This window comes from Xylophilus sp. PBN-3R, assembly GCF_057747805.1.
The window spans coordinates 311,932-325,133 of the sequence record NZ_CM173225.1 but is presented as its reverse complement, the minus strand read 5'-3'; the positions used below and the strand labels follow the sequence as shown (position 1 = coordinate 325,133).

Here is a 13,202-nt window from a genome sequence, read left to right as displayed (position 1 = left end):
GGCCCCGGGATCAGCGGGCCGCCGCGGCGGCTGCCGGGGTGGCTGCGGTGGCTGCGGTGGGTGCACCGGGGGCAGCAGGCGCGGCAGCGCCGCCACCGGCGGCCGGAGCCTGCAGGTTGGCTTCGGCCACCTTCACCTTGTCGCCCGGCTTGACCCGCATCGAGCCTTCGACCACCAGGCGGTCGCCTGCCTTCAGCCCGTCGCGCACCAGCCAGCGGTTGCCCACGGCACGGCCGACAGTCACCGCGCGGCGGGCGATCTTGTCTTCTGCGTCGACCACCAGGGCGGTGGCCCGGCCGACCGCATCGCGCAGCACGCCTTGCTGGGGTGCCAGCAGGGCGTCCTGGTCGGCGCCCTCTTCCACCACGGCACGCACATACATTCCTGGCAGCAGCAGGCCGTCCGGGTTGGGAACGGTGGCGCGCAGGGTGACGGCGCCGGTGGTGGGGTTCACGCTGATGCCGGCGAACTGCAGCTTGCCGTCACGGCCGTAGTTGCTGCCGTCTTCCAGCAGCAAGCGGATGCGGGCGGCATCCGCACCGCTTTTTGTCAGGCGGCCGGCGGCGAAGTCGCGCTTGAGGCGCAGCACTTCGGCGCTGGACTGGGTGACGTCCACGTACAGCGGGTCGATCTGCTGCACCGTGGTGAGCGCCACCGTCTGGTTGGCGGTGACCAGGGCGCCCGGCGTCACGGTCGAAGTGCCGATGCGCCCGGTGATGGGCGAAGTCAGCCGGGTGAAGGCCAGGTTGATGCTGGCGGTCTGCACCGAAGCCTGGGCGGTCGACACGTCGGCCTTGGCCTGGGCCAGCGCGGCCTGGCTCTGGTCGTTGATCTGTTTGCTGACCGCGTCGATCTTCACCAGTTCGGCATTACGGCCGGCCGTGGCGTCCGCCGCAGTTGCCGTCGCCTTGCTGCGCGCCAGGGCGGCCTGGGCGCTGGCCAGTGCCGCCTGGTAAGTCGAAGGATCTATCTGGTACAGCGGCTGCCCGGCCTTGACCGTCGCACCTTCGGTGAACAGCCGCTGCAACACGATGCCGCCGACCTGCGGACGGATGTCGGCACTGAGGTACGCACTCGTGCGTCCCGGAAGCTCGGTGGTGAACACCATGGGTTCCGGCTTGAGGGTGACGACACCGACCTCGGGTGGGCCAGCGGGCGGCGGAGGCGCGGCCTTGTCCGAGCAGGCGGCAACAATGAAGGCGATTGCCGCCATCGCGCCAAGCGCGGGCAGCCGTTGCGCTGCGCTGCGCAGCGGGCGAAAGACAGTCATGGGTAGTTAGGAGCCTGAGGCGGGGCGAAGGTTTCACCGGGGACGCCATAGCATTTTGTTGCAAATTCCGCGCCCTCGCCATTCTGGCCTGACGACGGCGCGGACTCACTCCCAATTTCTACCGTAGAAACGTGAATATCTTCTTAAGGCCTCCTGGGCTTTACCTTAGCTTCATCAATCCCAGGCCGGTGCCAGCCCTTCCGGACTGACCAGGCGGTCGCCCCGGTCCAGGCCGGCGATCCGCACCATTTCAGTGTCTTCCAGGCGCAGATCTTGTGCAGCCAGGTTGGATTGCAGGTTTGCGCGCCGTGTCGAGGACGGGATCACCGGATGGCCGGACTGCATTGCCCAGGCCAGCACCACCTGGGCCGGCGTGGCGCCACGGCGTTCGGCGATTTCGTGCACCTGCGGGTCGGCCAGCACCTTGCCGTAGGCGAGTGTCATGTACGAACTGATGCCTACACCTTGCGTGGCGGCGAAATCGACCAGCTTGCGGTTCTGCAGGTAGGGGTGCAGCTCGACCTGGTTGGTGGCGATCTCCGCCGCACCGACCGCCGCGATGGCTTCCGTCAGCAGCGCGATGTTGAAGTTGGAGACTCCGATCAGCCCGGTCAGCCCCTGCCGTTTGGCTTCGGCCAGCGCGCCCATGAACTCGGCCGCCGGCACCGCGTTGCCCGGCGACGGCCAGTGGATCAGCGTCATATCGACCCGGTCGGTCCGCAGCTTGCGCAGGCTTTCCTTCAGGCTGGGGACGAGTTTGTCGGATGCGTAGTTCTCGGTCCAGATCTTGGTGGTGATGAAGATGTCGTCGCGCGGCACGCCGCTGGCGGCGATGGCCTGACCGACCTCGGCTTCGTTGCCGTAGATCTGCGCGGTGTCCACCAGGCGGTAGCCGAGTTCGAGTCCGGTGCGCACCGAGTCGATGGCGACATCGCCCTTCAGGCGGAAGGTGCCCAGGCCGAACATCGGAAGACGGGTCGAAGCATTCATGAGAGTTCTCCTTGCAACTTGAATTCAGGGGCCGAATCGCGGCGGTCGAGCGCACCGCTCCAGTAGGTGATCGCCAGGGATACCAGCACCACCAGGGCTCCGATCCAGGGCGTGTGCATCAGGCCGAGGTGGGTGACGATCAGACCGCCCGCCCACGCGGCGCCGGCGATGCCGAGGTTGAAGGCCGCGATGTTCAGGCCCGAGGCCACGTCCACCGCCTGTGGCGTGAACCTTTCGGCCTGCTTGACCACGTACACCTGCAGTCCGGGTACGTTGCCGAAGGCGACCGCTCCCCACAGCAGCACCGTGACCAGCGCCAGCCACTTGTGCGGCGCGGTGAACTGCAGCAACAGCAGCACGGCTGCCAGCAGGGCGAAGATGATTTTCAGCGCCGGAATGGCGCCCAGACGGTCGGCCAGCCGGCCGCCCCACAGATTGCCCGCCGCCACCGAGACGCCGTACACCAGCATCACCCAGCCGACCGCACCGGCGCTGAAGCCGGCGACGTCGGTCAGGATCGGCGCCAGGAAGGTGAAGGGAATGAAGCTCCCGCCGTAACCGATGGCCGTCTTGGCATACACCAGCAGCAGCCGTGGTTCCGCCAGCACCCGGGCCTGTTCGGCGAGCGAGGCCGGCGGCGTATGGCGGATGTCGCGCGGCACGAAGATCGCGCTGCCGATGAAGGCGATGACACCCAGCGCGGATACCGCCAGGAAGGTTTCGCGCCAGCCGAAATGCTGCCCGATGAAAGTGCCCAGCGGCACGCCGGTGACCAGCGCCACGGTGAGGCCGGTGAACATAACGGCGATGGCGCTGGCGGCTTTTTCGCGCGGCACCAGGCCGGTGGCGATGGTCGAACCAATGGAAAAGAAGACACCGTGCGCCAACCCGGTCAACACGCGGGCGGCCACCAGCGACTCATACCCAGGTGCTTTCCAGGCCAGCAGGTTGCCGACCGTGAACAGCGCCATCAGGCCCAGCAGCAGCGCCTTGCGCGGCAGCTTGCCGGTGAGCGCGGTCAGCACCGGCGCACCGATCGCGACGCCCAGCGCGTACAGGCTGACCAGCAGGCCGGCCGAAGGCAGTCCGATGCCGAGGTCGGATGCCACCGTAGGGATCAGGCCGACGATCACGAACTCGGTCGTGCCGATGGCAAAAGCGCTGAGCGTCAGCGCGAGCAAGGCAATGGGCATGGGAACACTCTCCACAAACAGGTTGATGGAGGCAGTGTCGAAGTTTCTTCCTTGCAGAAAAACGGGGTCGCGAGCAGAAGATACTTGCCTGCAGATCAATAATCGGCCCATGAAAACCACCCTCGACGAACTGCTGGCCTTCGCGGCGGTGGTGGATGCCGGATCCATCACGGCGGCCGCCGAACAGCTGGGTCAGACGGTTTCGGGCATCAGCCGCTCGCTGGCGCGGCTCGAGAAAAAGCTGGACACCACCCTGCTCAGCCGCACCACCCGCCGGCTGCGGCTGACGGAAGAAGGCAGCGTTTTCCTGGCTCGCGCCCGGGTCATTCTGGCGTCCATCGACGAGGCCGAAGACCAGATGGCGGCGCGACGGCAGCAACCCGCAGGCCGGTTGCGGGTGAATGCGGCCACTCCCTTCATGCTGCATGTGGTGGTGCCGCTGGTGGCCGATTTCCGCGCCGCCTTCCCGCAGGTCGAGCTGGAACTGGACACCGACGAACTCAACATCGACCTGCTGCAGCGCCGCACCGACGTCGCCATCCGCATCGGCGCGCTGCGCGATTCGACCCTGCACGCGCGCACGCTGGGTACGAGCCGAATCCGGGTGATGGCCAGCCCGGCCTACCTGGCGGCGCACGGCCAGCCGCGCAGCGTGGCCGAACTGGCCGGCCACAGCCTTCTGGGGTTCACCCAGCCCGAAGCGCTCAACCGCTGGCCGCTGCGCAGCAGCCTGGGTGACGAATGGCAGATCACACCGAACATTACGGCGTCCAGTGGCGAAACCCTGCGGCAACTGGCCCTGGCCGGCGCGGGCATCGTCTGCCTGTCGGACTTCATGAGCGCCTCAGACCGCGACGCCGGGACGCTGGTGCAGCTGCTGGCGCGCGACACGGTGGAGTCGCGCCAGCCGATCAGCGCGGTTTATTACCTCAACACCCAGCTGGCGGCGCGCATCGCCTGTTTTCTGGACTTCCTGCAGCAGCGCCTCGGCGGCGGGTTCAACAACACCTGAGCGGCGGATTCGGGCTATTCGGCCTGGCTGGCGATCTGCCGCAAGGCCTGCACAAAGGCCTCGGCCGGCTGGCCGCCCTGGATCAGGTACTGGTTGTTGACGATGACCGACGGCACCGAAGTAATGCCGTGTTCCTGGAAAAACTGCTCCTGCTCACGGACTTCCTCCGCGTATTGCTGGCTGTCGACCACCGCCCTCGCCTGCCCTGCCTCCAGTCCGGCCTTCACCGCGCAATCGACCAGCACCTGCGGATCGTTGGGGTTCAGCGAAAGGCCGTGATAAGCCTCCAGCAACGCGCGTTTGATCCTGTGTTGGTGCTCCAGCCCCTGCAGGCCGGCCCAGAAGATCAGGCGATGCGCGTCGAAGGTGTTCCAGATGCGGCCGCGGCCCGCGGGGTTGAAAGTGAACCCGACCGACGCCCCGCGTTGACGGATGGCTTCACGGTTGGCTGCCTGTTGCTCGGGCGTGGATCCGTACTTGCGGCCGATATGCTCGGTCACGTCCTCGCCCTCCGGCGGCATGGCCGGGTTCAGTTCGAACGGCTGGAAATGGATTTCGGTGGACACCGTGCCCTGCAACTCTTCGAGCGCACGTTCCAGGCCGGCCAGCCCGACGGCGCACCAGGGGCAGGCCACGTCGGACACGAAATCGATGCGCAAGGGAGTAGACATAAACAGCGAGGCCCAGGGCCGGGTGGGATAAAAACTTCGATGCCGGGTTCCGCCCGCATCGGCCGGCCGCGAGAATATCGGCTTCCCCTGCCAGCTGCAGCCGCCTAAAGCTTTTGACCCCACATGTCCTCTTCCACCTCCAACCTGCTGGGAACCTATGTCGGCCGGGCCGAAGCCATGGAAAACGTGGTCGACACCCTGCTGCCCCTGTTGACGCTCGACCAGAAGGAAGCCTTGGCCAACGCCCTGACCGGCATGGCGCTGGAACTGCCGGAAGGCACACCGCAGAACTGGCAATACGACCCCGAATACACAGTGGCCCTGGAAGGCGTCTACAAGAGCCTGCTGGTCGAACTCTGGCGAGACTGAGGCCGCGCCCCCACCTGCGAAGTCAGCGCCCCGGCTGCATCACGATCACCGCCATGCCGCCGAGCGCCAGCGCCACGCCGGCACAGTCCCAGGTGCTGGGCCGCACACCGTCCACCGCCCATAGCCACGTCAGCGCGACGGCGATGTAGACACCACCGTAAGCGGCGTACACCCGGCCCGATGCGCTGTCGTGCAGCGTGAGCAGCCAGGCAAATAGCGCCAGGCTGGCCGCCGCCGGCAACAACAGCCATGCGCTGCGGCCCTGCTTCAGCCACAACCACGGCAAATAGCAGCCCACGATCTCGGCGAGCGCGGTGGCCAGATACAAAAACATTGTCTTCATCGGCCTGATTTTGAGACAGCTCGTCAGGGATAAACCTGAATAAGAAGGGCATCTCCGAACAAGGGCCTGATTTTGACTTTTAACGATTGACGTTTCTGGTTACATGATCTTCAATGGCAACCGATGGTCGCGAGTCCATAGCGTTCATATAGGAGTCTTTCATGTTCAAGAACATTTCCGTCAAGGCCAAGCTCGCCTTGAATTTCGGCGCGCTCACCGCTTTGCTGACAGTAGTGGCCGTGGCCTGTCTTTTGGCGCTGGGAAAAGCCAACGCTCAGTTCAGCAGCTACGTCAACGGTCTGAATGCACGGGCGCTCATGGCCGAACAGGTCCGGACCTCCGTCGACCGACGCGCCATCGCGGCGCGCAACCTGGTTCTGGCCGTCAAGGCGGAAGACCGCAAGGCCGAATACGACCAGGTGGTCAAGTCGCATGCCGATGTGCACGACTCCATGGCCAAGCTGGGCGACATGCTCAGGAACGCGTCCGACCCCAACGAAACCGCCAATACGCTCTTCAATCGAATCCAGACGGTGGAGCAGAAATACGCACCGGTCGCCCTCGATATCGTGAAGCTGGCTCAAGACCAGAAACGTGACGAGGCCACCGCCGCCATCATGGAAAAGTGCAATCCTCTGCTGCAGCAACTGGTGCAGGCCAGCGAGGAATTCGCCAAGTTCACCGAAGGCCGCGCCCGTGAACTGATCACCGACGCCACCACCCAGTTCGAACAGCAGCGGATGATGATCATCGCCTTCTGCGTGATCGCCGCGGGCATCGCGCTGACCATCGCCTACCGCATCACCATGAGCATCACCCGTGCGCTCGACCAGGCAGTGGCGGTGGCCGACCACATCGCCGAAGGCAACCTGAACAACCAGATCGTCATCGTCACCAACGACGAGACCGGCAAGCTGCTGATGGCGCTGCGCAACATGCAGGAGCAGTTGACCGGCATCGTCGGCACGGTGCGCACCAATGCGGTGGCGGTGGCCTCGGCCAGCACCGAGATCGCCGAGGGCAACCATGATCTGAGCCGTCGCACCGAACAGCAGGCATCGGCCCTGCAGCAGACCGCTGCCTCGATGGAGCAGCTCGGCTCCACCGTGCAGAACAACGCTGCCCACGCCCAGAGCGCCAACCAGCTGGCATCGGAGGCTTCGGTCATCGCCATCCGCGGCGGCGATGTGGTCGACCAGGTGGTCGAGACCATGAAGGGCATCCAGGCCAGCTCCGGCAAGATCGGCGACATCATCAACGTGATCGACGGCATCGCCTTCCAGACCAACATCCTGGCGCTCAACGCTGCCGTCGAAGCTGCCCGCGCCGGTGAACAGGGGCGCGGTTTCGCGGTCGTCGCCAGTGAGGTCCGCAACCTGGCCGGCCGCAGTGCGGCAGCCGCCAAGGAGATCAAGTCCCTGATCACCGAAAGCGTCGAACAGGTTTCGCGCGGCACCCATCTGGTGGACGACGCCGGCACCACCATGAAGGAAGTCGTGGGCGCCATCCAGCGGGTGAGCAGCCTGATGAGCGAAATCAGTTCTGCCAGCGCCGAACAGAGCGAGGGCGTGCGGCAGGTCGGCGAGTCGGTCGTGCTGATGGACCAGGTGACCCAGCAGAACGCGGCACTGGTCGAGGAAAGCGCCGCCGCTGCCACCGGCCTGCGCGCCCAGGCCGAACAGCTGGTCAAGGCGATGTCGGTGTTCAGCGAAGAACAGGTGCAGGCCTTCAGCCGCGACCGTGGGCTGATGCTGGTTTGAATCCGCAGCCGCACGCCCCGCCGTACAACTTCGCCCGGAATGAGGCCCGCGGCATGAAGTCGAGACCTGCTGCGGCAGTGGTGCTGGTGTCGGCGTCGATGCTGGCGTTGGCCTGCCTGGCACCGGGCGCGCATGCTGCCGAGCCGGTGGTGGATTCGGCGTCCCAGCGGGCGTTCTTCGACAGCTACCAGATGTGCGCCACCCTGCACCTGCCGGAAGACTTCGGGCAGATCCGTGACCCGGAGTCCAGCGCCAGCGCCGCCATACGGCTCTGCCGCATCGAACGGCTCGCCCTCGCCGGCCAGTTCGCGCTGGACAATCCGGGCACCTTCGAAACCGACCGCTACCTGAAAACCCAGCGGAAACGCATCGTCGTGACGCTGAGCGACTGGATCACCGCATCGACCGCCGGCGCCGCGCCGCGCCCCCTGACGCCGACCGGCTCGCCCCTCAAGTGAAAAAAGACGAGCCTCTTTCGCGCCACAAGAAACGGTTGATCCTGTCGGCCTGGGCCATCGGCCTGCTGCTGCTGCTGGCACCGGTGGTCGGGGCGCTGCAGTTCGCCCATCGTTACGCCGACGAACAGACCGCGATCTATCTGCAGGACATCAGTACCGATCTGCTGCAGCGGGTGCGCGCATCACGCGAGCAGTCGCATGCCGCCTTCGATGCCTTGCTGGCCCATCCGGGCGGCACGCCCTGTTCGCCGGGCAACCTGAACAGGATGCGGGTGATCGCCGCCAAGGCGGATTACCTGCAAGGCCTGGGTTTCATCGAAGACGGCAGCCTCAAGTGTTCCACCATCGGCGAAGCCGTGGTGCTGGACGAACCCAGCCGCATCGACCCGGACGGCACCGCATGGTGGGAGGAGGTCGAGTTCCCAGACATTCCCGGAAAACAGTTCAATTTGGCTTCCCGGAACGGCTACGCCGCGTTGTCGCTGCCGGGCCGCATCATCGACTTCCTGCGACCCGACTCCACCGTTTCGGTAGTCCACGTAGGCACCCGCAACCACCGGGTGGTGCGCTCGCGAGGTGTTTACAAGACCGAATGGTTTTCGCTTTTCCACGGCCAGCCGCTCATCCTGGAACTCGACGACACCATCCTGGCGATGCAGATGTCCAACACCGGCAATTCATTTGCCATCGCCGCCATGCCGCAGGCCGAGGCCCAGCGCCGGGTGATGCATGCGGCCTGGCGTTTCGGGCCGGTCGGGCTGGTGATCGGCGCGGCCCTGGCAGTGGCGGTCTTCCTGGTGGCGCGCCGCCAGTTGTCGCTCAAGGCAGCGCTGCAATATGCGCTGCAGAAGAAGGAATTCTTCATGGTCTACCAACCGGTGATCGAACTGACGACCGGCCGCTGCGTCGGTGCCGAGGCCCTCATCCGCTGGCACCAGCGCGACGGCCAGGTGGTCAGCCCGCTGGTGTTCATTCCGGCGGCCGAAGAAAGCGGGCTGATCCAGCAGGTCACCCTGCAGGTGATGGACATGGTGGCGCGCGACGCGGCCGACCTGATCCGCGAGAACCCCGAAACGCATATCGCCATCAACTTCTCGGCCGAGGACCTGCAGTCGCCCGAGACCGAGGCACGGCTTCAGAAGATGATCCGGGACGCCGGGGCCAATTCTTGCAACATCATGATCGAGGCCACCGAGCGCGGACTGATGACACCCGAGAAGGCCAAGGACGTGCTGATTTCGGTGCGGTCCAGCGGTTTCAAGGTGGCCATCGACGACTTCGGCACCGGCAATTCCAGTCTGTCCTACCTGGCCACCTACGACCTGGACTTCCTGAAGATCGACAAGATGTTCGTCGACGCGCTGGATTCGGACGCGCCGACCAAACGGGTCGCCTTCCACATCATCGAAATCGCCCGTTCGCTGGGTCTGCAGATGATCGCCGAGGGCGTGGAGACCGAAAAGCAGCGCGAGATCCTGCGGGAAGCGGGCGTGCAGTACGCCCAGGGCTGGCTTTTCGCCCGGCCGATGGCGATGCGGGACCTGGTGGAATTCATCCGCAGCCGCAATGCGACGCTCGGCATGCCGCCGATGGTCTGAGTTTTCGTCCGGCCCTCAGAAAGGGACACGCAGCCCCAGCGTGACGAAGTTGGAACCAACGCCATTCGGTGCGACCATGCCATACACGCCCGAGCGGTGGTGCATCCGCAGCACCATCGAATAGGGAGACAGCTCGGGTATGGTCGCCTCGATTTCCAGCGCGATGTAGTGTTGCAGCCGCGAACGTTTATCCGGCTGCCGATCCGGCCCGTCTTCCGCCGACGGCCGCCCCAACGCCAGTGAAGGGCCGACACCGCCGCCGACGCGCAACCGCATTCCGGCCCAGTTCACCTTCGGCGTGTGCACCATATAAGCCACCGTGATTTCGGGATTGTGCTGGCCGCTGAAATGCTGGAACCCGGCCCATTCGATATCGTGGGAAACATGCTTCAGGCCGATTCGGCCGGCCGCCTCACGCAGCCAAACGGGCGGCGTGATCGGCTGCAGATAACCGGCGCCGACAAAATATGAATCACGCCAGCGCAACCGTCCGCGCAAGGTGTCACCGGCAAAGCCCGGCAGATCGTTATCGGCGAGCCGGCTAGCGTAGAGGGTCCAGCGTGATTGCGAAGCGTCGCGGAAATCGGATAGATCGGGAATGGCGGCGGTGCACCGGCCTGCGAACGCAAGTGAAAGCCAGCTTCCGGTCACGGTAATCAAATATCGTAGAGCAGACTTCATCGGGATATCTCACATTCTTCCAATCGGAAATCGATTAGATCGTTCGAAACATCCGGCTGCGCCCTTTAATTTGTCAGGATTATCTTCAGATAATAAATTCAATTAGAATCGTTACTGCATCGCACGAATGCCGACGCGATTGCCGACACCCCCAATGGCCCAGGTCGACCGGTCAGTACAATTACCGGCTGACTCCCATCCACATCCCGAGGAAAATCCGTGTCCCTGTCATACAAAGAACTCTCCGCACAAAAATCCGCACTCGACGCACAGATCGCAGCTGCCCAGAAAGCCGAGAAACAAGGTGCCATCGAAGAAGCCAAGGCGCTGATCGCCGATTACGACATCACCGAATACCAGCTTTTCAGCCGCAGCATTTCCCGCGCACCGCTGGCCACCAAGACACCGGTGCTGGCCAAATACAAGGATCCGGAAACCGCCAAGACCTGGACCGGCCGCGGCAAGCCACCGCTGTGGATCGCCGGCAAGGACCGCAGCCTTTTCCTCATCTGAGCGGATTCGCAACCGCTTATTGCATGACGATGCCGGACTGACGCACCAGTTTTTCGGTGCGCGGTATTTCGGACTTGATGAAGGCGTCGAAGTCGGCGACGCTTCCGCCCCGAGCCTCGGCGCCTGTCGCGATCAGGCGATCCCTGAATTCCGGCGTCTTCAGCAGCTTGTTGATCTCGGTGTTGAGACGGCTCACCACCGCCGGCGGTGTGCCGTGGCTGGCCACGATGCCATACCACGGCGCAATGTCGTAACCCGCGAAGCCCTGTTCGGCGATCGTGGGGATGTCGGGAGCCATCACGGCACGGGTGGCGCTCGAGACACCCAGCGCACGCAGCTTGCCGGCCTTGACCTGCGGCAGCGCCGTCATGATGGTGTCGAAATACATCGAGACCTGACCCGAAAGCAATGCCGGAATGGCCTCGGCCGCACCCTTGTACGGCACATGCACGATGTCGATGCCGGCTACCTGGCGCAGCAGTTCGCCGGCCATGTGCGAGGTGGTGCCGGCACCGAACGATGCATAGGTCAGCTGACCCGGGTGGGCCTTGGCGTAGGCGACCATTTCCGGCAGCGTCTTGAAAGGCAGCGACGGGTTGGACAGCAACACGTTCGGTGTGATGGCCACGATGGCCACCTTTTCGAAAGCGTCCGGGTCGTAGCTCAGGTTCTTGTACAGGAACCGGTTGGTGACCATCGAGGCCGGGCCGCTCATCAACAGCGTGTAGCCATCGCCGGGCGCACGGGCCGCGGCATCGCTGCCGATCATGGCGGCCGCGCCGGGTTTGTTGTCGATCAGGAAGGTCTGGCCCAGCGCCTGGCTCAAACCCGTGCCGATCTGACGACTGAGCAAGTCGGTGGCCGATCCGGCCTGGAAGGGCACCACGATCCGGACCGGCTTGGTCGGCCAGGCAGCGGCGGGCGCCTGTGCCTGGGCGAATGTGCCGGCGACCGCCAGCAAGGCCGAAAGGATCGGGAAACGCATTGTCTTCAGAAGCATTGAATAAGTCCTCGGCGGAAGTGGAACGTCTGGATGGACCGACGCAGGATACGTGGATCCAATTTTTGGTCAATCCGTCAAAGCAGAAAACGTGCCAAAAACGGAGCGGCTGCCGGCTCGGCCTTCACGGCCTTTAAAATCCGCGGCTTCCGCGCTCAAATTCCAGGATCCCTTCATGCTGTCGCAACGCCCTCCTCCCTTCGAGTCAGCGCATTCGACCGCGCAGGAGGAGGCCTACCAGCACATCCGCCACGCCATCCGGATGGGTGTCATGCGGCCGGGCGTGCGGCTGGTTCCGGAAGAAATCGCCAGCTCCATCGGCATGAGCCGCATGCCGGTGCGCGAGGCGCTGAACCGGCTGGCGGCAGAGGGCCTCATCGTGATGCGGCCCAACCGCGGCGCCGTGGTGCGCGGGCTGACGGAGAAGGAAGTCCGCGAAGTGTTCGAGATGCGCGCCGTGCTCGAAGGGTTGGCCGCATCCATGGCCGTGAGCCGGGTGACCCCGGCCGACATCCAGGACCTGCAGCAACTGCTGATGCGCATGCAGCACGCCGCGTCGAGCATTTCCGACTGGATCACGGTGCACCGCCAGTTCCATGAACGCCTGTGCGCCATCAGCGATGCGCCGCGGCTGATGTACCAGATCTCCGCCCTCCACTCGGTCGTCGAGCCGCTGATGCGCATCTGGCTGGACAACCGGCCTTCGTCTTCTTATGTGCAGGATGTCCACGAAGACCTGCTGGTGACCCTGCAGGCCGGAGATGCCGCCGCCATGGAAAACAGCATGCGCGCCCATGTACTGCGCACCGTCCCCGGCATTACTTCGGCAATGAAACAGAACGCCGAAACGGTCAAGGCCTGAGGCGGCTCTGCAAGCCGGCAAACTCGGCGTGTCGCGGTCCGCACACGAGGGTTTGGGGGGTCGCCGCACCGAGCACTGCAGTCCAGCCGGCACCCTCTACGCACCGGCAAACAGCCTGGCATATTGGTCGCCAGCGCATTGGCCGGTGCGCACACTGGTGGTGCATTTCCACAAGCTGGGTACCGAGGCCAAGCTGACCGAAGCAGCCGCCAGGCAGCAGGTCATGGACCCACTCGAGTCCATGCGCTACGGCGGCGACGAGTATTTATGCATCAACGATTTCACGCCCACCATGCTCATGCACCCGATGCGGCCCGACTCGACGGCAAGAACCTGTCCGAGAACAAGGACCCGACCGGGAAACGCCTGTAGTCGGCATGCGCGGGCGAAATCGCTCGGGCAAACACGGGCAGCCACGACCTGTCCGCCCGCACCGTGATGCACAGGGCCGAGAACGCCCGGCCGGCCAGTCTGCTGGCGGT

Annotated in this window: 14 protein-coding genes and 1 pseudogene; 8 read left to right on the top strand and 7 right to left on the bottom strand. The window is 64.8% G+C overall.

Going from position 1 to position 13,202, the window contains the following annotated elements; genetic code table 11:
* Positions 1–10: 10 nt before the first annotated feature.
* The 3 genes from AC3ANW_RS01575 to AC3ANW_RS01565 all read right to left on the bottom strand — a co-directional run bounded on the left by AC3ANW_RS01575 (position 11) and on the right by AC3ANW_RS01565 (position 3,453).
* Positions 11–1,270, bottom strand: a complete 1,260-nt coding sequence (locus AC3ANW_RS01575; RefSeq protein ID WP_488343456.1) for an efflux RND transporter periplasmic adaptor subunit — start codon at positions 1,268–1,270, stop codon at positions 11–13.
* 174 nt (positions 1,271–1,444) lie between these two features.
* Positions 1,445–2,260 (bottom strand): 2,5-didehydrogluconate reductase DkgB, encoded by an 816-nt coding sequence (dkgB, locus tag AC3ANW_RS01570; RefSeq protein WP_488343455.1) that lies wholly within the window; start codon positions 2,258–2,260, stop codon positions 1,445–1,447.
* On the bottom strand, positions 2,257–3,453 hold the full coding sequence (locus tag AC3ANW_RS01565) for an MFS transporter (protein ID WP_488343454.1): 1,197 nt from the start codon (positions 3,451–3,453) through the stop codon (positions 2,257–2,259). Before AC3ANW_RS01565 ends, dkgB begins: the two co-directional genes overlap by 4 nt.
* Positions 3,454–3,562: 109 nt before the next feature.
* On the opposite strand from AC3ANW_RS01565, the gene AC3ANW_RS01560 reads away from it, so the two are divergent.
* Positions 3,563–4,465, top strand: coding sequence for a LysR substrate-binding domain-containing protein (locus AC3ANW_RS01560; RefSeq protein ID WP_488343453.1), 903 nt, complete (start codon positions 3,563–3,565; stop codon positions 4,463–4,465).
* A 14-nt stretch (positions 4,466–4,479) separates the two neighbouring features.
* On the opposite strand, the gene AC3ANW_RS01555 is transcribed toward AC3ANW_RS01560, so the two are convergent.
* The gene (locus AC3ANW_RS01555) at positions 4,480–5,136 is read right to left on the bottom strand and encodes a DsbA family oxidoreductase (protein ID WP_488343452.1); all 657 of its coding nucleotides are present in this window, start codon (positions 5,134–5,136) and stop codon (positions 4,480–4,482) included.
* Between the two features lie 123 nt (positions 5,137–5,259).
* Between AC3ANW_RS01555 and AC3ANW_RS01550 the strand changes: the two genes are divergently transcribed.
* Positions 5,260–5,505, top strand: coding sequence for a hypothetical protein (locus tag AC3ANW_RS01550; RefSeq protein ID WP_488343451.1), 246 nt, complete (start codon positions 5,260–5,262; stop codon positions 5,503–5,505).
* Between the two features lie 22 nt (positions 5,506–5,527).
* Here AC3ANW_RS01550 and AC3ANW_RS01545 read toward each other — a convergent pair whose 3' ends face one another.
* Positions 5,528–5,857: a YnfA family protein gene (locus AC3ANW_RS01545; RefSeq protein ID WP_488345330.1), complete on the bottom strand. Its 330-nt coding sequence runs from the start codon at positions 5,855–5,857 to the stop codon at positions 5,528–5,530.
* 152 nt (positions 5,858–6,009) lie between these two features.
* Here AC3ANW_RS01545 and AC3ANW_RS01540 point away from each other — a divergent pair, with 152 nt between their 5' ends.
* The 3 genes from AC3ANW_RS01540 to AC3ANW_RS01530 are packed head-to-tail and all read left to right on the top strand — an operon-like array spanning position 6,010 to position 9,664.
* Complete coding sequence (locus tag AC3ANW_RS01540) at positions 6,010–7,608, top strand: methyl-accepting chemotaxis protein (protein WP_488343450.1); 1,599 nt, start codon at positions 6,010–6,012, stop codon at positions 7,606–7,608.
* Positions 7,609–7,661: 53 nt separating this feature from the next.
* Positions 7,662–8,066: a hypothetical protein gene (locus AC3ANW_RS01535; RefSeq protein WP_488343449.1), complete on the top strand. Its 405-nt coding sequence runs from the start codon at positions 7,662–7,664 to the stop codon at positions 8,064–8,066.
* Complete coding sequence (locus AC3ANW_RS01530; protein WP_488343448.1) at positions 8,063–9,664, top strand: EAL domain-containing protein; 1,602 nt, start codon at positions 8,063–8,065, stop codon at positions 9,662–9,664. The genes AC3ANW_RS01535 and AC3ANW_RS01530 overlap by 4 nt, the downstream gene beginning before the upstream one ends.
* A gap of 15 nt (positions 9,665–9,679) precedes the next feature.
* Here the strand turns inward: AC3ANW_RS01530 and AC3ANW_RS01525 are convergent, their stop codons facing one another.
* Positions 9,680–10,345 (bottom strand): hypothetical protein, encoded by a 666-nt coding sequence (locus AC3ANW_RS01525; RefSeq protein WP_488343447.1) that lies wholly within the window; start codon positions 10,343–10,345, stop codon positions 9,680–9,682.
* A gap of 219 nt (positions 10,346–10,564) precedes the next feature.
* Here AC3ANW_RS01525 and AC3ANW_RS01520 point away from each other — a divergent pair, with 219 nt between their 5' ends.
* On the top strand, positions 10,565–10,858 hold the full coding sequence (locus AC3ANW_RS01520) for an H-NS histone family protein (RefSeq protein WP_488343446.1): 294 nt from the start codon (positions 10,565–10,567) through the stop codon (positions 10,856–10,858).
* A 16-nt stretch (positions 10,859–10,874) separates the two neighbouring features.
* Here the strand turns inward: AC3ANW_RS01520 and AC3ANW_RS01515 are convergent, their stop codons facing one another.
* A complete protein-coding gene (locus tag AC3ANW_RS01515) occupies positions 10,875–11,843 on the bottom strand; it encodes a Bug family tripartite tricarboxylate transporter substrate binding protein (RefSeq protein WP_488345329.1) in 969 nt (322 codons plus the stop codon).
* Positions 11,844–12,033: 190 nt separating this feature from the next.
* Between AC3ANW_RS01515 and AC3ANW_RS01510 the strand changes: the two genes are divergently transcribed.
* Positions 12,034–12,720 (top strand): GntR family transcriptional regulator, encoded by a 687-nt coding sequence (locus tag AC3ANW_RS01510; protein ID WP_488343445.1) that lies wholly within the window; start codon positions 12,034–12,036, stop codon positions 12,718–12,720.
* Positions 12,721–12,748: 28 nt separating this feature from the next.
* Positions 12,749–12,979: pseudogene (locus AC3ANW_RS01505) on the top strand (hypothetical protein); the annotation flags it as partial.
* Positions 12,980–13,202: the final 223 nt, after the last annotated feature.

What these genes read in the sequence shown, in the direction of transcription:
- AC3ANW_RS01550 (WP_488343451.1), top strand. Translation starts at nt 5,260, where the DNA reads ATGTCCTCTTCCACCTCCAACCTGCTGGGAACCTATGTCGGCCGGGCC.
- AC3ANW_RS01575 (WP_488343456.1), bottom strand. Translation starts at nt 1,270, where the DNA reads ATGACTGTCTTTCGCCCGCTGCGCAGCGCAGCGCAACGGCTGCCCGCG.
- AC3ANW_RS01515 (WP_488345329.1), bottom strand. Translation starts at nt 11,843, where the DNA reads ATGCGTTTCCCGATCCTTTCGGCCTTGCTGGCGGTCGCCGGCACATTC.
- AC3ANW_RS01565 (WP_488343454.1), bottom strand. Translation starts at nt 3,453, where the DNA reads ATGCCCATTGCCTTGCTCGCGCTGACGCTCAGCGCTTTTGCCATCGGC.
- dkgB (WP_488343455.1), bottom strand. Translation starts at nt 2,260, where the DNA reads ATGAATGCTTCGACCCGTCTTCCGATGTTCGGCCTGGGCACCTTCCGC.
- AC3ANW_RS01560 (WP_488343453.1), top strand. Translation starts at nt 3,563, where the DNA reads ATGAAAACCACCCTCGACGAACTGCTGGCCTTCGCGGCGGTGGTGGAT.
- AC3ANW_RS01555 (WP_488343452.1), bottom strand. Translation starts at nt 5,136, where the DNA reads ATGTCTACTCCCTTGCGCATCGATTTCGTGTCCGACGTGGCCTGCCCC.
- AC3ANW_RS01525 (WP_488343447.1), bottom strand. Translation starts at nt 10,345, where the DNA reads ATGAAGTCTGCTCTACGATATTTGATTACCGTGACCGGAAGCTGGCTT.
- AC3ANW_RS01510 (WP_488343445.1), top strand. Translation starts at nt 12,034, where the DNA reads ATGCTGTCGCAACGCCCTCCTCCCTTCGAGTCAGCGCATTCGACCGCG.
- AC3ANW_RS01535 (WP_488343449.1), top strand. Translation starts at nt 7,662, where the DNA reads ATGAAGTCGAGACCTGCTGCGGCAGTGGTGCTGGTGTCGGCGTCGATG.
- AC3ANW_RS01540 (WP_488343450.1), top strand. Translation starts at nt 6,010, where the DNA reads ATGTTCAAGAACATTTCCGTCAAGGCCAAGCTCGCCTTGAATTTCGGC.